The following is a 17,389-nucleotide window of genomic DNA, read 5'->3' on the forward strand; positions in this document are numbered from 1 at the left end:
TTCATTTAATTAAGCCCCAGCATTCTAGCAATCAGCACTGCCGCTTCCGCCCTGCTCGCGGATGATTTGGGCGCGAAATTACCAGCGCCCTGCCCTTCCAGAAAACCGGATTCAGATAAAGTTTTCACAGCAGTCGCCGCATAATCGGCGATCTCTGCAGCATCCTTGAACGATACAGCAGGATGTGTGTGAGACAATTCGATGCCCGGCGCTTTCACAATGCGCACGGCCATAACCACCATTTCCTCCCGGCTAATCTGTCGCTCCAAGCCGAAGCTGCCATCCTCATACCCGGCAACGATCTGCATCGCTTGCGCCGTTGCCACTGCATCGGAATACCATTGACCGTTGGTGACGTCGGTAAAGGAAGCGGTATAGCCGGTTTTCACCAAATCGTAAGCTTGCATCAGCAATGTGAGGAATTCAGCCCGGGTGATGGCCCGTTCCGGCGCAAACCGGTGATCATCCACCCCGTTTACAATCTGGCGGGAAGCCAGTGCGTTCACGCTGCTCTGCGCCCAGGTATGCGAAGCCAGATCCGTGAACGTCACGGGATTGGAGATTACCGCATACTTGGAAAAATGCTTGGCGTAGAAGACGAGCATTCCCTCCGCAGCGTCATACTTCGAGTTGCGGACGATGTCCAATCGCCCTTGCTCGTTGAGGTAAGCCGCAACCAGACTGAGCGGAGATTCCCCGGTTTGGCGGGTATACGGAATGCGAACTTCTACTGCGTTGTTGCCCTGGAAGCTGCCGATACGTTGGCCGTCGGCCGTCAAAGTGAATTCATACACAGGTTTATCCTTGAGCGTCTGCGAGAGAGCGACAGGCACTTCGGAGCTATCGACGGGGCCAATCGTCAAAGCAACTTTGCTCCGGTCGGAAAGATCCGGCATTGCGTCCGAGGAAAAAGTCAGCGTAATCTGCCCCCACTGTACTGCAATCGACTTCACGCCCGCCGTTTGCGCATTCCGCCAGCTGTCAGCAGGAATTTCCAGAAAAATGGAAGAGGGGCGTTCATCCTCCGATTGCAAATCAAGTACCAGCGTCTTCTTCCTATCCTGCACAGCGTTCTCAATCGCCTCACGCATGGTTTCCGCGCTCAACGAAGTTTGCGCTGCGCCGTCCTTCACGACAGGCGTCACCTGAATGCGGCTGCCGGTCACCACCGGTTCCTTGACACCGTTGAAAGCAGTAGTCGTAGTCGTGCTCGTTCCGCCGCTCGGCACCTCACTCTGCTGAATAGCGGCTGTCCTCACCGTGTAATCGGCGCTCGGCGTCCGGTTCCCCGATCCGTCGAACGCGACGACCTTGAACGTGTAGGACGTGTCCGGCGCAAGCCCCGTGAAGCTGTAGCTGTACGTGTTCCCGGTCACCGTTCCCGCGAGCTGTCCATCCAGGAATACGTCATACCCGGTCACTCCCACATTGTCTGTGGCTCCCGTCCAGTTCAGTATCAGAGAGGTTGTCGTGATGGACGACGCATGAAGCTGCGTCGGCAGCAGCGGCGCATCCGGATCGACAACGGTCACGTTCGCCATCGCCGGGATCGCTGTGCCGTACACAGCTCCGGTTACACTAAAGTGACCGGCAATGCTGTATTGGACCGGATCGATAGCCGTCCAAACGACCGGAACAGGCACAACCTCCTGCGTATTGTAAACCGCGTTAACGACCGTTGGCAGATCAGGCGGAATGCTGACAACAGTCCCCACCTCAACAGCGTCGAGACTCACGATGATCGCCTTCGCCACTAACTGATCGAGCGCGTGCAGCAAGCTGTCGGCCGCCTCGTCCATTTGCGCCTGTGTGCTTGCGGCATCCTCCGCGACAGTCCGGGCAGCGGCTCTGGCTGCAACTACGCCGGAGAATCCGGCCTCTTCATAAGCTTCTTCGTTCAAGCCATCCGCTTGCGCCAACAATACATCAAGCAGTGTACGATCGATCGGCTTTTTGTAAAATTCCAGCTCAGCCACATTCGCATTGCCGGAAGGCGCATAATAGCGCAAATACCGGTAAACACCCGCATCGTCAATCGGCGCTTGATACCACTTCACGTCCACTGCACCGCTAAGCGTATACAAATTCGTAAAAGCGGAGCCGTCGACAGAGCCTTGCACGATCGCGCCGTTGACACGCGTGGCAAAGCCGCTTCTCGGATAATACTTGAAGGAGCCAAGGGAGGTTTCATGACCTGCTCCCAAATCGACCGTTATCCAGGACGGATTCGCCGTCGTATCGGTAAACGTGCCTACGTTGCCATCCAGCGCCCGCCAACCGTTAGCCTCCGCCGTTCCGGCATTGCCATACACGACCGTGGAGGCAATGACACCGGAAGGGTCGGGAACGATTTTCTCGGCTGGCAGTGACATCAATGGCACTAGCTTCTTTTCCGCCTGATCCAGTTCAGCCGCTAAAGCAGCCTTGTTGGCGCCGTTTTTCCCCATCGCCGCGCGAATTCGCTCGACTTCCTTGGTATACAAGTAGTAGCTTCCTTTGGTATAGGCCACTGGCGCAAGCACCTTCAAGTCAACATGGACAGTGACGGTTTGATTAGCTGTAAACTTGCCATTGCTTACACTGAAAATTGCCGTATAATCGCCGTAATCCGCCTGACCCGGCGTCCAGACAAAGGATCCGGTACCGGCATTCACGGAAGCGGCTGTCGGCAATCCGCTGACGCTGTAAATCAGCTTCGTACCTGACGGGTCCGAGGCGACGACTTGATAGGCAGCCTGCTGCCCTGCCGTCAAGACCAAGCTCGATCCCGGGGCGATCTGCGGCACGCCTCTCACCGTAAGCTTGAGCGTCTTCGAAGTGGAGAAGCCGCCTGCCGTCGCGGTAAAGCGGATCGTATACACGCCGCCCTGCTCTCGGGAAGGCATCCATGATAAGGTGTGTGTATTCGGATCGAATACCGCTCCGGCAGGAAGCTGCTCGGCCGCATAGACCGTGCCTGTCACACTGTTCACGGTTTGGATTGTCACGCTTAGCGCACTTTCTGCGTCCAAAGCCCTATCGCCGATCGGGGCCAGCACCGGAACGCCGGGTAAATAAGCGAACCCATTAAGCGCCGCTTGCAGGGCCGATGCCGCTGCATCCACTTGCGCCTGCGTCGCTGTCGCGCTGCTGTTCAGCGCAGCGGCGTCAGCCTGGGCCTGATTGAATGTCTGAACGCTCTCCAGCGTATACAGATCGGGGGCCACCCCTTCAGCCTGCTCCAGCAGATAGGCCAGCAGCGTTTTATCTACAGGCGTTTGATAAAACTGAAGTTCTGCCACGTTGGCATAACCGGCTGGAGAATAGTACCGCAGATAACGGTACGCCGCCGAATTGGCCAGGGGAGCCGTGTACCATTGCACGGCATTCACTCCGCTGATCGTATACAGATTCGTGTAATTTTCACCGTCGTTAGAGCCTTGAAGAATCGCCCCATTGACGCGCGTGTACTCGGAAGCTTTGCTGCTGTTTCTCGGGTAGAATTTGAAGCTGACCAGCGACTTCTCGTTATTGGCGCCCAAGTCCGTTACGATCCATCCCGCAGCGGCAGACGTATCGGTATACGTATTGATATCGCCGTCAAAGGCCCGCCAGCCGTTGGCCTCTTTACTCACGCCGCTGTTTCCGTACAGCGTGGAAGAAGCGGTCACCATGGACGCGGTGATAGGAATGGGATCGGCGGGAAGCGTCGTGACCGGCACCAACCGCTTTTCCGCAGCGAACAGCGCTTGCAGCAGCGCCAGCTTGTCAGCCCCCGGCAATCCGATAGCCGCCTGAATGCGGTCAACCTCCTGACGATACTGATCGTAGCTGAGTCTGGTGTATCCCTCTGGCCCCACCACTTTGGAATCGATACGCTGAATATCGTACACTCCGTACAATTCCAGCTCCGCCAAGTTGCCGCTCCATGCCGTGCTGTTGTAGATCCGCAAATAGCGGTAGGCGCTGTTATCTTTGATTTGATCGCCGCTGATGTACGACCAGGTGTTGTCCGCCGAACCCGAGACGGAAGGGGTCAGCCCGCTCCAATGCTCATTGTCATTGGAGCCCTGCACAACAACACCGTTCATGCGTCCTGCATAACCGGAACGCGGCATCAGTATGACGTCGCTGAGCCTCACCGTTGCGTCCGGTCCAAAATCAACCGTATAATACGCGCCGGTGCCGCTGGCCAGATCTCCGTACGTACTCGTATTGCCGTCGAACAGCAGATAGCCGACTTTATCCGCCGGCAATCCGCCGCTGCCATATTGGGCGCTTGAGGCGGTCACTGCCGCAAGCTTGGCTATATCCAAATATTTGGTGCTGTCTACATAATACAAGACCGAATTATCCGTCGAGAAAATGACCGTATCGGCGGTCAGCCCTTTTGCCGTTTTGTAGTCAATGGCAAACTTGATCTTCCCTGTCGGCATCAGGTTGGAGAGAGTGATGGACGTCGTCCAATGCATCTGATCCACCGAAGATAACGCCGCCGGCTGACCTTGAATCAATATCTGCACATCTTGAATCGGCTCACTGGAAGTAAAGGACAACGCGACCGTATCCCCCGCGCCGACCCTATTCTGCACGCTTTGCGGGGAGCTGAGCGAAACCGACACGAGCTTGTTGTTGGCCTCATGGCGTGTGCCATATATCCGCATCTCCGACATCTCGAACATGCCGACTTCGGACTCCAGCATTTGGATTTTCAAGAAACGATACGGCGTCTGCTTAAACGCATCGCTGACCGCTAGCGGCTGCAAATCGTCCGACCGCTTGGTGAGTCCCGGCGTCAAGCGGGTCCACGTTTCCCCATCGTTGGAGCCGAATACGGCCGCCCCGCCAATCCGTTCAGGGAAGCCGGCCCTGACCTGGAATTCGAACGCGCTCGCTGATACTTTATAGTCGGCTCCAAAATCGACGACATAGCCCAGGTTATCGGCCAGATAATACCCTGCAAAGCTATCGGGGGCGCCATCCGCCAGTTTAGCAATTTCTGTAGCGAACGTGGAGGTCACCCCCATCTTCATATAATCCATGCTGCCATCCGCCATCAACGGCGTTAAAAGTTGCAGCCCCTGAACCGCACTATTCAAGTCAGCTAATTCCTGATAAAAATCCTCATCCGACGCTGTCGACAGCGCCTGAAGAGCTTCCTCATACTTGGCCTCGTAAGCCTCCAACGATGCCGAAATATAGCTCGTCGCCGGACTATAGGAAGCTATAGCAGCATTCACAGCCCCTTGCCGGCTCGAGGCCACCGTGACCGTCACTTCCTTCGCCGAAACAGACGTTCCGTCCGTCGCGCTCACAACGAACGTGTAGGTTCCCTCCTGGTCAGGCTTCCAGGAGAAGACACCGGTTTGTTCATCGAACACAGCGCCCGCAGGCCTGTTGTCTATCTGATACGTAACGGTATCCCCCGCCTCTGCATCGCTGGCCGAGAAATCGTAGTCGAGCGCAGCCTGCGATCCAACGTAGCCATACAAAGTCAAAGCTGCTTTCCCCGTTGAGAAGACGGGAGGCGTCACCTGCGCTGCCGGTCCCAGAAGCAGGTGATCCAGATCCACCACGGTGCCGGATCCTATGATTTTGAAATAAATCAGATCACCCAAGCCACGGTAACTGTTCAGGGTGTACGTGACATACGTCCACTGGCCTTTCGTATCCGGCAGCACCAAGGTGTCGTCCGTCCAACCGTTGATCTCCAGCTTCGCCGGCCCGTTCGTCCGGATTTTCAGCGCAACTTTCTTTAATGCCGTACTGGAAGCAACCACAGAAACTCGACTCCCCGCTTCCGTGGCAGTAACCTCCACATAAGAGGTTTCCCCTTCCTGCTTGATGGCGGAATGAGAATCCAGGCTGGTCGACCGGTTCTCAATCTCGGCCCAATCGGCGCTCGCTGAAACCTTCGGAAAAGTCGAAGCGCCCTCCGCTTCGGCTTCTTTCGGAATAAAGAGCCAGTAATCCGCACCGCCATCCGGCGACTCCCAATAATAGGGCGTGCGCTTCTTGAACATGTCGGCATAATAAGGAGCTTCTTGCTCCAAATCGAGCCCCAGCTTATATTTGTAGTAATAGTACTGGCCGTACACATTGCCGCCGATTCTTCCCCGATATGCGCCCGACAGGATTTTATAAATCACAGTAGGATTCCCGGCTGCATCAGTATGTGCTGCGACCGGCGTCCATGGCGTATCGTAGCCCAGCATGAACTGCGCGAAATAATCGGCCGCTTTGAGAATGCGTTTATCCAGAAAACTATAAATGCTTACGGCGTTCTGCGCGGTTGAGACGGTTCCTTCGACAGGGTCGACTTTGGTGCCCTGCGCTTCCAGCAGCCTTCCCAGAATCTCCACATTGGTCAAATCACCGGCGCCATGCGCCTGATCCCGGCCCATCTCCACATGTTGAACCCTGGGAGGCACAACCGCTTCCCCTGATGTGATGTCGGTCGACACCAACCGGAACAGTTGCTTGATCGATCCATTCTGCCCCTGATCCACCGCGTCTTTGTTGACTGTGAACCATTCGACCCCTTCGTTGTATCTGGTAAGATTATCCGTAAAAATATACCCGGACATCGCCCCAAGCAGCGGATACAGGTGCTGATTCATAAAATAGCCATTGCTGTGTTGGAACGTTTCAATCACTGGCGTGATCAAATTCGCGGTAAAGCTGCTCGTATCCGCTTCCGTCCACTGCAGCTCCGGGTCCTCGCCCTCGGACGTGCTGTAGCGCAAAATCTCCGCCGCCGTCACCATGCGGTTGAGTGGAATTCCCGTATGAATATGCGCATCGGTAAAATATTGATACTGTGCAGGGTCCAACCGGGACCATGTGCGGATAATGCGCATCGCGTTGTAGCGGTACACTTGATCCCCCGTGATGTAATACATCAGAGCTTGCGTATACGCTCTCAACCCGTCCGCAATAAAGCGGGAATTGTAACTCTGGCTGTTAAAATCCAGGCTGCGCGGTTTCGTCGGATCGGACGCATCCGTCTGGTTGCTGGAAGTAAATGTTCTGGATGCATAAGACGACTGCGTCATCGCAACATAATAGGAATACCACGGCTCCTTATGAGCAACAACCTCTTCGCGCATATCATCCAAAATTTTCTTAGTCAAGCCTACACCGGGATGCGTGAAGCCTCCGGTCGTTTGCTCCGTAATGACCACCGCATTCGTCGGAACCGGCACCGCGTCCTCCGCCACCGCTTTAGGCCAAGCGGGCCAATATCCTGCAACGAGTGCGCACATCAGCAGCAAACACATCATTTTTTTAATCCCGATCACCGGTTTCCACAAACGGCTGCCACCATTTCTCATACCGAGCCTCCTTCAAAATAATCCGAATTCGCTGAACGTTCTTTGTTCACGCCCCCTGCCTCAAGCTTCGAAAACAATCCGATGGGCATGTGGCCCGACCGCAAAGTTTCCTTCTTCCGGCGATAAGATCAAACGTCCGTTCATACGGAGATTTCGGAACGTTACGCCCTCCACCGTCCGGCGCTCGTCATACCCTCCAATCACCGAAGGATGGTCACACTCCCCGTCGAAGCTGATATTCTCAAATGTGATATTCCGGACGGCATTGCCTGGGCACGGGTTATATTTTTCGTTCTGCAGCACGCGAATGTCAATCGGTCGGCCCAGTTCAAAAGGCTCCACGCGTACATTGCGGAAGCTGACGTTACGCACCGTGTTGCGATCGCCGACATTGATGGACATGCAGCCCCAATAACCGTCCTGCGGCTCATGATGCTCCAAAATATCGATCTGATCGAACTGGATATCCGCAATGACATCTCCCTCCAGCTCATGATCGCCGTGACAGCCAATATTAATCGGATGCGCAACATCAGCCCAAAGAATCGAATTTCTCACACGAATAGACCTGGTGTCCCCTTTGAATGCTCCCCGGCTGCCGTAGATGGCGATGCAATCGTCAGAGGTCCTAAGAAATACGTCGTCGATGTCAATGTCTGTGCATGACATCATGTCGATGCCGTCGCACCAGCCTCGCGTGCTGAAGGACTTGAAATTGCGGATCTTGACCCGCTCCGACTGCCCCAGGTGAATGCTGTAATGCGGCGGATCAACCGAAATAATACCTTCAACTTCGATCTGTTTGGAATGATCAATCTGTACGCTGCGCCAATAGGTCGTCTTCTCAATGTCCCGCAAATAAATCATGCCCCGTCCGCGGATGACAACATTCTCTACCTGTCTGCACAGCATCGAGCCGACAACGATAGCGCCTCCAGCGATGTAAACCGTCGTATCCGAAGGGATCGGCAGCAGCCCGTCTTCAATACAATGAAATCCCTCGGCGAAGTACAAGATTGACGGCGGTTCCGCCCCCTCCGAAGACGCCTTCAATTTCCCGATGAGGCCGTTGGCACTATGCGTGCCTGGCTGCACAACCACGACGCCTGGGCTTTCGGGCTGCGGAGCATCTGTCTCAACCTCCCCCGCAAACAGATGCAGATTGTGGAAGCGCTCTCCATTCACTTCAATACTCAACTTGGATGGTTTGTCCAACTTAAACCAAATACGCCGTCCTTCGACTTCCGGCACAATACCCGAAGAGTTGGGGCGAATTTCTACACGTTCGGGAACCGCCCGATGGCTGACAATTTCCACCTCCACGGCGCCTTCAAAATCAAACGCCGCCATCGACGAGCTGCGCACATCGTGCATATCGACCCGAACCTCGTAGGTAAAGAGATCCTTCCACTCTCCATTCGCCAACCTGACTCGGGCCGTGAAATCGGAATTGCCGACCGCCTCGCGCGGAACCGAATACACCTTGAGTTTCCCCTCATTCATTTCCATTGCATGTACATTCCCTTCGCTGGAATAAGAAAGGCTGGAACACAACCCACATGCTCCAGCCCTGTTTGCCTACACGTTATTTTTTCGTGCGCTCCTGGTAAACCTTCGTAACCTCATCGGTGACTTCCTGGCCGCCAGATTTCAGCCAATTGTTCTTATACGTATCAAAATCGCTGTCTGTGTTGACTTCACCCGCAATCGCCTTGATAAAGTAGCTGTCCTGCAGCGTCTGCAAGTTCGTCCAGTACTTTGGCTTGCTGGTCAAGACCGTAGGACCGATCAGATCTGTAATAAGTTTGATGCCAGCTTCGGTATAATACTTTTTGCTCAGCTCCGCATAGATCGGTTTAGTATTATATTTCGATTTGGAGCTGTCGACGCCGCCCAGCATGTTGTAGAAGCCCGAAGCGCCTGCCTTAGTTCCCGCCATGTTAGGATCCGTGCTAGCCACAACCAGTCCCGTGCTCGCATCACGTGTATAGTTGACGCCTTCTTCGCCGTATTGCGTCAACAACCAGCCTTCATCATTGGTAGAGACATACTCCAGCAGCTGCAAAATCTTAATGCGCTTAGCCTCGTCTTTGGCCGCGTTCGCGCCGATCAGAATCGGGGCTTGACGCGCGCCGTAGGCAACGGCGTGGAGCTGACCATCAGTGGACACGATGGAACCCGGGATATAGCTTAAGCCTTTTTCATTCGCTGGTTTGCCGATATAGCCGGATTCCAGGTACGTGTTCCCCGGCTGAACGTTATCCAGCATGCCGATTTTTTGATTTGCTACTTTTACGTTGTTTTCATTGTTGTCGGAAGTGATGAATTCCGGATCGATATATCCGGCTTTATACCATTTGGCCAGCAGCTTAAGCGTTGCCCGCGCATCTTCGGAAATTCCGCCATACTCTGCTTTACCGCCAGCAGCCAGTCGGAATTGATAAGGAGCGACATTATGGGCAGCGAAAATGCTCGGGAACAACTGATTGGTCAGCTTACCCCTGCCTCCCAAACCGTAGGTGTCTTTCTTGCCATTTCCGTCAGGGTCATTGTTAACGAATTTGTTCAGCACATCTTCAACTTCAGCCAATGTTTTGGGTGTCGAGGTGTAGCCGATTTTCTTCAGCCACTGTTCGTTATAAGCAGGAAGGAAGCCGTTCAGCCCGCCCGGATATACCCGGGGAACTCCCCAGTTCTTGCCTTTGTAAAGCCCAATGTCCCAAGCCGTATTATCGACAGATTCCAAGGCCTTCACGTAATTCGGCATATATTTCTTGATCTCATCGACAGAGAGCGAGGCAATAATGCCTTGATCCGCCCACTGCACCATGTCCGTTTCCGTTACGTCGACCGGGAACAAATCAGGTGTCTCACCAGAGGCCAGAGATACGCTGAACTTCTCCTTCCAACTGGAACGTTCATATTTGACATTCTTGATCTTGATGTTGAATTTCTCTTCCAATTTCTTTTGTACGAAGTTATCGTCCGTTTCAGGCGCATTGTAGTTATTGGCGATCACAATTTCGATCGGTTTCTCTGTTCCTGCGCTCGCGCCTGGCGATGCGGACGATGAAGCGTCCTTTCCTGAGCTGCAGCCCCCCACCAGCAGAGAGGCGGACAGCGCTACAGCCGTCGTGGTAATTGCAAATTTCTTTCTTTGACCCATTTCCTTTTTTCCTCCTTATCGATGTATCCCTAATCTATTTATTTAGACGGCGCTGCTCGAAAGCCTACCGTGTAAACCAAATGCTGCAGCCTACCCTTTAAGTGAACCGACCATAACCCCTTTAACAAAGTAACGCTGCAAGAAGGGATATAAAATTAGAATCGGCATGGCTGTAAACATGATCACCGCCGCTTTAACGGTTTCAGGTTCCATATCCGGCGTTCTCAGCGGTAAAATGGGATCGCCCTCCGACGTAATGACCAACCGTCTCAAATAAATCTGGAGAACCAGCTTGGACTGGTCTTGGATATAAATCAAAGCATCGAACCACGCATTCCAGTGTCCTACCGCAGACCAGAGGGCCAAAGTCGCCAAAACCGGCTTGGACAACGGAATAATGATGCTGGTCAAAATACGAATATCGTTGGCACCATCCATTTTGGCCGAATCCTCTAGCTCCGAAGGAATGCCCATATAGAAGTTCCGAAGAATGAACATCGAATAGGTACTGATCAATCCAGGAATAATGAGCGCCCAGCGAGAGTCGATGAGCCCCAACGATTTGATGAGCAAATACGTGGGAATCAAACCGCCGCCGAAGAACATGGTAATGATGATCACCATCGTGTAGAAGTTGCGATGCGGTAAATATTTGCGCGATAAGGGATACGCGCCGAGCGACATAAAGAATAACGACAATACGGTGCCGATGACCGTACGAAATACGGTATTTCCGAATGCCGTCCATACCGTTTCCGTACTGAATACCTTCTTCCAGGCGTACCACGAAATCTCATGCGGGTAGAAGTGTACGCCTGGACGAAGCGCCTCCCGAGCGGTGCTCAAGGAGATGGAAAGTACATGCAAAAACGGATAGATCATCGCAATGCTTAACACGGATATAAAAATAATAAGTAACGTCTGAAAAACTTTTTCCCCTTGCGTCATTCTCATCTTGGTTCACTCCTTTCTGCGCGCCTATAGCAGCCCTTCTTGTCCCATTTTCTTAATGACGTAGTTCGTAGAGAGAACGAGCACAAGGCCGATGACATTCTTGAATAACCCTACGGCCGTCGTTAAGCCGAACTGCATTCCTTGCAGACCGACACGATATACATACGTATCCAATACGTCGGCTACGCCATACACGGCTGGGGAATACAATGTATAGATCTGGTCAAAACCCGCGTCCAGCACGCCGCCAACCCGCATGATGAGCAAGATGCAGATCGTCGGAAGAAGCGCCGGCAGCGTCACATGCAGCGTCTGTTTCCAGCGGTTGGCGCCATCCAGCACGGCCGCTTCATACAGCTGGGAGTCCACGCCGGCTAAGGCGGCCAAATAAATAATCGTGCCCCAGCCCACTTCTTTCCAGATCGCCGAGGTGACGAGCGTAAATCGGAAATACTTCTCCGTGCCCAGAAAATAAATCGGATCGAAGCCCAGCATTTTTATCAAATAGTTGATCACGCCGGTCCCTGGAGATAGCAACGTAATCAAAATCCCGCCGATGACAATCCATGATAAAAAGTGAGGCAAGTAAGAAATCGTTTGCGAAATTTTCTTAAAGATCGGAATTCGAATCTCATTCAGCAGCAGCGCGAATATAATCGGCGCCGGGAACCCAAATACAATATGATAGGCGCTGATGACGAGCGTGTTACCGATAATATGCCAGAAATCGGGTGAGAGCGAGAACAGATACTCAAAATGCTTGAATCCCACCCAAGGACTCCCCCAAATTCCGTCCCTGATCATATAGTCCTTAAACGCCAATTGAACGCCATACATCGGACCGTAAGCAAAAATGCCGTACCAGACCAGCACCGGAAACAGCATATAGAACATGTATCTGTTCTTGACATACTGTGACCATATACCGCCTGTTTTGCGGGCAACTTTCTTATTAACGGCCCGCTCCATGCTGCTCATTCTCGTTGCCTCCTCCGGGTTCATAGCTACATGTCTCCTTTCAAAAATCGCTTCACGCAGCATTGCTTGCGTTTGGCCGGTTCCATGGACTCAATATACAAACCGGAATAGGGGCTTATCAATTGCAAAATCATTCAAATCGTTCTGTTTTCTTTCAATACCGGTTATAAAATTTTTAGAAAAGGTCAACAAGCGGCAAAAAGGTGCAGTCTTCTCAATCCCTTGAGAAGCTTTGCACCTTTTCCCTTACTCCTGCGGGCAGGCATTGCCGGAACTGGACTCGCTTGCCGTCGCATGAATGTTGCGATATTGCGCCGGTGTAATGCCGAAGCGCATTTTGAACTTGTTGTGGAAGTATTTATGGTTACGATACCCAACCTTCTCGGCGATTGCTGCAACCGGCATCCGTCCCTCCTCCCGAAGAAGCGCCGCCCCTTGCTCAAGCCGCACTCTCGTCACATACTCCGTAAAAGATTCCTTCATGATTTCTCCGAACAATGTGGAGACATACGCCGGCGCCAGCGATGCAACGTCAGACATCACATTCAAGGAAAGCTCATCTCCAAGATGTTCATCAATGTATCTTTTCAGCTTCATAATGACTTCCACGTGGCCGTTGTTGCTGGAATCTCGAACGTGAATCGCAATCTGTGAAGATACGGCGCGAATCGAGTTCATCGTATCGTGTAAGGTGCTTTTCTTCAGCTCGTCAAAGATCGTGGAGGGCGATACCATCTCCTGCAATTCCAGCTCAATGACGACTTGATACAGGGAAGTGACCAACTGCAGCAGCGCCATTTCCACCGCTTCAAGCTTCAGCTCGCGAGCCTTGAGGACGTCCAGGAATTCATCCAGAAACTTATCGGCTCCGCTGAGATCGCCGGCTTTTAACATATTTTTGTACATGTCATAGGCAAACAACTGCGGATTCGGATCGAGACCTGTAATCTTCGAATGCAAAATAACGGCGTCCGCCCCATATAGGAACCGGTATCGGTACGCTTGAACCGCCATGCGATAGGAAATCTGGATCTCCTCTGGCAGCCCGACCCACGGCCCAATGGCGGCGCCGAATTCCACCTGCCCGCGCAGCACGGTCTTCATCTCATGCAGCACCATGCCGATGACTTGATCTCTTCCTTCTGTGCGGTCATTCGTTTTGTACAGAAGCGCGCCTTCTCTCGCATTCAGCACAATAAAATGGCACTGAGGCGGATGATCGTTCCGCTCATACCACAAATCGATCTGTTCACTGTCCCCTTTCAGCAGGTACATATAGGCAACTTGATAGCCCTTGCATTGATAGATCGCCTCTGGAAATTCTGTGCCTTGGCCTGTTCCGGTTATAATATTTTTCAATTTCTCGGAATCCGCTTGGATTTCCAACGATTTGATCTTCTGGCCCATGAAACGCAAGGCGTTGTCGATTAGGGCATATTCATTCATCGGCGCATGCTCGGATTGAGGCTGATACAAGGAACGCAAATTGGCGATGAGCCCTTTGATCGGATTATAAAATTGTCTAGACATCATATAAGAAATCAACAGCCCAAGCAGAAGCACCGCTCCGCAGCCGATGATGACGCTGGTCTGATATTGCTTGGATGACAGGACAAAAGAATTCATGGAACGGACCATGGCGTACGACCAGCCGTAAGAAGACTTCGTGCCGTCCAGATGGGACAATACAGCCTTGCCTAACTTCGGATCGACGAGCGTGACCACAGACGCGCTTTGTGTCTGGGCGTTTTGCAAAAGAGCCAGTTCTTCTTCACGGCTTTCCGCCGTTTGCACGATGACCTTCCCTGCCTTATTCATCATATACAGACGGTCGGACGGAGAGCCCAAAATATTCGCCGCCGATTGCCGAATAAAAGACATATCCAGATCTACGATAAAATAGCCTTGTTTCGCAGCGTCAGCAGATTGATAAGGAAGCATGACCGCATAGCTCATTACTTGCTTGCCGTCCACCAAAGAACGTGGAAACCAAGTTTTCATCGGAATGCTGTCGAGTGAAAGCAGAAATTCCGCATCCGTCGAATTTTCAGGCCGCATAAAAAAGCCGAAACTGTCCACAACATAATTTCCGGATTTGAAATAAATGGTTAGATTTGAAATCCCTTCATTCGCTGCCTTCAAAAACTCAAGATCTTGACGCAGCGACACAATCTTGCTGAGATTTCCATCCCAACCGCTGTCCATTAGTGGATACAGATTGTTGTTATTATGATGTGTTGTCGTATAGACCAGTCTAGTTTGCAAATCGTTCTCGTATTTCACAAGCAGCGTCTTCTCCATATAATCCCTCGTCGCTTCAAGACGCGTCTTGCTCTCACGGGCAATCTCATCCACCATCATCCGATTGGCTTGAGCATACAAATATCCGCCAGCCAAGCCCATCAGAACGACAGCCAAAATCGTATACGAAAGAATAATTCGGGTAAAAACCGTTGTTTTATATTTATGGAACAGACTCCCCATATTTCCCCTCCTAAACTGATTCCTTTAACTTGAGAACGTTTTCATTATACTAAACGAGCCATTACGCATGAATGCGATTTTTTAAGAAGAAACTATACTTTTTTAACCTTTTATTATGAAAAAGGCTGACTTTGTTTCCATATCGTACCACAGCCCATCACCGCGGCCTATTTCAAAATCATTAAATGACGTGCATTTTCTTTCGTTTTATACACAATGATCCATCTGCAATCGCGAAAAAGCCCAATCCCCGAAGGAATTGAGCTCTTTCTCACAATAGGCCGCTCATTTGCACAGGGGTCGACTTATGGAGCGACCTCAGTAAAGGTGGCATCCCCATTAAATGTCGCTCCGGAGCCGGACTGGGCGTACAGTAAATAGTTTGCGTGGCGCAAATATTTGGTTGAATCCGTCCACATCTGATAGGACGATTTCTGAGCATCCGCCAAGCCCGCCACCCGGCGGAACGTAGCGTCATTTTTAAACACAGTCGTGCCATCGTTCTGATCCAGCCATACTTCCCCATTGGAGCGGACGCGTAAGAATCGACCCGGAAAGTTGACAGACTCGAAGGATACGCCCGTCGCGTCGGCCAGGCCGGCAACCATGTTAAACTGTGTATCCTGGGCAGGAGCTACGTTGGCATCGATCCGCGCACGATAGCTGCTGTGCCGAATATAGCGGTCTGGAAAGTTATACGATTGCAGGCGGACGCTCACTGACACCGGCTCGATTCGCCATTGCTGATTGGCGCCGAGCACGTATCGCCACTGCTGAATAAGCGCTCCCTCTGCGGTAGAGTTGCCTACCACGTCGGCAGGTTTGTTCGAAATCACGGGCGTGATGCGATAGTAACCGCTCCCGGTCGGGATAAAGGCAAACTTCTGATTATCCCCGCTGTTGCTGCTCCATAGTTGGAATTTGGCGCCGTGGTCCAACGATGAGCTTGGGATGTCCAAGGAAAGTCCACTCTGCACGTTCTTGATGCTGTACTGTCCTCCGCCAAGATGGGTGACGTTCCACTGCTGGCTCGCCGCTCCGGTATACGTAATCTTCTGGATTTGCGCACCGTTGGAGGTGCCGGCCGCCCCCATCGCCTTGCCGTCAAGGCGCACGGTAAAACGGTACGTCCCATTCGGAATGTTGCCGCCGGGAAGCGTCGCCGCGGTTCCGCCGCTGCCAGCCGACCGGGTGTAGAGAAGCGTTCCGAAGCCGAGTTGGTCGAAGGTAGAAGGATACTGGGTGTTCGGACCTCCTTCCGGTCTGGAAAGAGCTGCGCGAGCAGCAATATTAGGCACCGACAGCCCTTTGCGGTTGGCATAATGGTTATAGATCATTTCCCAGATCGGCCGGTACTCGTTGCGGCTGGCACTGGAAATGACGGTTTGGGTCTGCACAGCTCCATTCGTCCCCGATCCCCATTCATAGGTGGCAAACGGAACGTTGTCGTCGCCGTTATTGTATTTCGCCACGTATTCAGCAGCGCGCAGGAAGCGGTTGTTCGCCCATCCGTACAGATCGTCGCCTTGATTCCAGGCCATTTCGTTGATCGTGGCCATGAGTCCAATGCCCAGCTGCGTATGCGCCTGATCACGACCGGATTCCTGCCACTGCGCAAGCCCATTCGGCTGCAGGAACGGAATCGCATTGTAGATAGAGCCATTGCCGGCGCCGTGTTTGAAATAGTCCACGCCGATGTCGTAAATGTCCCGTCGGTCGCAGAAAATGCCGATCGCAACGGTCGCAGCCATATTGGCGAGATCCCAGTTCGCCCAGTAGTTTTGAATATACGCGTCATTGTGATCGCTGCCATTTTCGTTGCCGATCAGGAAGCGCTCGTTCAGCGGCTTGTAAAATACATTGGTCAGCATGTTCTGCATCTGGGTCACATTGAAACCGGGATAATCCCGCATGAGTTCGGCCGCATTGGCCATTTCATACCCGTACAATCCGGAAGCCAAATAGCGGTCGGCATTGCCGGAGAGCGTTGTCAGCGTGGACGACCAGGCATTCAAAATATCACGGGCCGTGTCGCCGTTGGCGGTGCTGCCGCTGATTTTCCAACGCAAGGCGTTCTGGTACGCTCGTGCAATATCGTTGAACAACAAAGCCACGTTATCGCCTGTGCCGCCGCGGATAATTGTCGCTGTGGCACGCGGAGTCCAGTTCGCTTGCGACAGCGGGCTGTTGACCAGCTGGTTCCACCCGTCCAGATACGGCTGTGTGCCGGCACCAACCATCTGTTTCATGCGGTCCAAATCCGCCTGTGTATGTAAAAGCCCCGGATGCGCAAAAGACGTGGTCGCTGCATTCGCCGGTTTGTCTTCCAACACATAACCAATCAAGCTTAACAGCAGACTTAAAACTACGGAAAGCGAAACTATTTTTTTCATTTTTTAAAACCATCTCCTTTACGGCGTATTCATGATTCACTCACCTTCACCTGTAGGACGGATTGGGGCCCAGACGCATCACCTCACTTCGTATTCAGGAA

7 protein-coding genes are annotated in these 17,389 nt (G+C 52.6%); all 7 read right to left on the reverse strand.

Features of this window, described 5'->3' with window-relative positions; genetic code table 11:
• Positions 1 to 5: 5 nt before the first annotated feature.
• Positions 6 to 7,313, reverse strand: a complete 7,308-nt coding sequence (locus ABE504_RS18120) for an S-layer homology domain-containing protein (protein WP_430091251.1) — start codon at positions 7,311 to 7,313, stop codon at positions 6 to 8.
• A 60-nt stretch (positions 7,314 to 7,373) separates the two neighbouring features.
• On the reverse strand, positions 7,374 to 8,822 hold the full coding sequence (locus tag ABE504_RS18125) for a glycosyl hydrolase family 28 protein (protein WP_430091253.1): 1,449 nt from the start codon (positions 8,820 to 8,822) through the stop codon (positions 7,374 to 7,376).
• A gap of 76 nt (positions 8,823 to 8,898) precedes the next feature.
• The gene (locus tag ABE504_RS18130; RefSeq protein ID WP_430091255.1) at positions 8,899 to 10,479 is read right to left on the reverse strand and encodes an extracellular solute-binding protein; all 1,581 of its coding nucleotides are present in this window, start codon (positions 10,477 to 10,479) and stop codon (positions 8,899 to 8,901) included.
• 90 nt (positions 10,480 to 10,569) lie between these two features.
• The gene (locus ABE504_RS18135; RefSeq protein WP_430091256.1) at positions 10,570 to 11,433 is read right to left on the reverse strand and encodes a carbohydrate ABC transporter permease; all 864 of its coding nucleotides are present in this window, start codon (positions 11,431 to 11,433) and stop codon (positions 10,570 to 10,572) included.
• Positions 11,434 to 11,457: 24 nt separating this feature from the next.
• Entirely contained in the window at positions 11,458 to 12,411 is a 954-nt protein-coding gene (locus ABE504_RS18140) for an ABC transporter permease (protein WP_430091258.1), read from the reverse strand.
• Between the two features lie 246 nt (positions 12,412 to 12,657).
• Positions 12,658 to 14,895 (reverse strand): helix-turn-helix domain-containing protein, encoded by a 2,238-nt coding sequence (locus ABE504_RS18145; protein ID WP_430091260.1) that lies wholly within the window; start codon positions 14,893 to 14,895, stop codon positions 12,658 to 12,660.
• Between the two features lie 305 nt (positions 14,896 to 15,200).
• On the reverse strand, positions 15,201 to 17,288 hold the full coding sequence (locus ABE504_RS18150; protein WP_430091262.1) for an RICIN domain-containing protein: 2,088 nt from the start codon (positions 17,286 to 17,288) through the stop codon (positions 15,201 to 15,203).
• Positions 17,289 to 17,389: the final 101 nt, after the last annotated feature.

The sequence above is a fragment of the Paenibacillus oryzisoli genome, assembly GCF_050467285.1.
Taxonomy (GTDB): domain Bacteria; phylum Bacillota; class Bacilli; order Paenibacillales; family NBRC-103111; genus Paenibacillus_E; species Paenibacillus_E oryzisoli_A.